The following is a 1027-nucleotide window of genomic DNA, read 5'->3' on the forward strand; positions in this document are numbered from 1 at the left end:
TTTGTCTTAACTCCTTGTTATAATTATAATTTATAACAAGGCGACAAAAATTTTTTATCTGCTTTGTCAAGCAAAAAATAAACATTTTTATAATTTTTTTATCCCATATAACATGCAAAAACTTAACCGGACACTACTGAGTATGCAATGTTAAACTTTTGATTAATAACAGGCAAGGGATTGAAATCGACTATTGCCCTGATTGCCGTGGGATTTGGCTCGACCGGGGAGAATTGGACAAGATCATTGAGCGCTCGGTTTCAGAAATCCCTCAAGTGCAATACCGGCAAAGTGATTATGAACATCATGACGAACATCATGGCAAGCATCATGGAGATAAACATTATGATGGCCATTATAAGAAGAAAAAGAGCTTCCTTTTTGATTTATTTGATTAAACGGTAAAAAAATAAATGGCAAAAAATTTTGAGATCAACGGTATCAAAGGTCTTTCTGAACAAGATGCAGCATAGAGGTTTAAGGAAGAAGGGCCCAATGAATTGCCTTCCGGCAAAAAGCGCAGTTTTTGGTCTATTGCCTTCGAAGTAGCGCGTGAATCGATGTTTTTGATGCTGGTGGCATGCGGAACTCTCTACTTTTTCTTAGGTGATATGGGAGAAGCTTTAATGCTGCTTGGTTTCGTCTTTGTCGTCATCGGGATCACGCTTTATCAGGAAAGAAAAACCGAACGGGCGCTGGAAGCACTGCGAGATATTTCCAGCCCGCGTGCCCGGGCTATCCGGGAAGGAAAGCAAAAACGAATTGCTGGTCGCGAGGTTGTTCGGGGGGATATTCTGATTTTGAATGAAGGTGCCCGCGTTCCGGCAGACGCGGTCATTCTTTCCAGCGGTGGTCGGGATTGTTTGAACAGCAAAATGCTTTTTTAAAGTGATAAACTGCTTATTCAAGCTGCTGCCTCTTTCCTGGGAAATGTTTCCCAGTAGACCATATCCGGTGTTTTTTTGTCAAGTTTTTGATGCGGCCGTTCATAGTTATATAATTCAAAATAGTTTTTAATTTCTTGCCT

At 40.6% G+C, this 1027-nt stretch carries 2 protein-coding genes and 2 pseudogenes; 3 read left to right on the top strand and 1 reads right to left on the bottom strand.

Annotated features, from left to right (window positions below; translation table 11 throughout):
* Positions 1-152: 152 nt before the first annotated feature.
* The 3 genes and pseudogenes from VXK47_RS14950 to VXK47_RS14960 form a co-directional block, all read left to right on the top strand.
* A pseudogene (locus VXK47_RS14950) lies at positions 153-398 on the top strand (zf-TFIIB domain-containing protein); the annotation flags it as partial.
* Between the two features lie 93 nt (positions 399-491).
* A pseudogene (locus tag VXK47_RS14955) lies at positions 492-581 on the top strand (hypothetical protein); the annotation flags it as partial.
* Positions 570-887 carry a hypothetical protein gene (locus VXK47_RS14960; protein ID WP_435549588.1) on the top strand — a complete coding sequence of 106 codons (318 nt, stop codon included), beginning with the start codon at positions 570-572 and terminating at the stop codon, positions 885-887. The pseudogene VXK47_RS14955 and the gene VXK47_RS14960, both read left to right, overlap by 12 nt.
* A 17-nt stretch (positions 888-904) precedes the next feature.
* Here the strand turns inward: VXK47_RS14960 and VXK47_RS14965 are convergent, their stop codons facing one another.
* Complete coding sequence (locus VXK47_RS14965; protein ID WP_435549589.1) at positions 905-1018, bottom strand: hypothetical protein; 114 nt, start codon at positions 1016-1018, stop codon at positions 905-907.
* Positions 1019-1027: the final 9 nt, after the last annotated feature.

Origin of the sequence: Desulfobacterium sp. N47 (genome assembly GCF_051233685.1) — a bacterium.
Lineage (GTDB): Bacteria > Desulfobacterota > Desulfobacteria > Desulfobacterales > RPRI01 > RPRI01.

Coding starts and splice junctions, on each gene's coding strand:
- VXK47_RS14960 (WP_435549588.1), top strand. CDS start 570: ATGCTGGTGGCATGCGGAACTCTCTACTTTTTCTTAGGTGATATGGGA.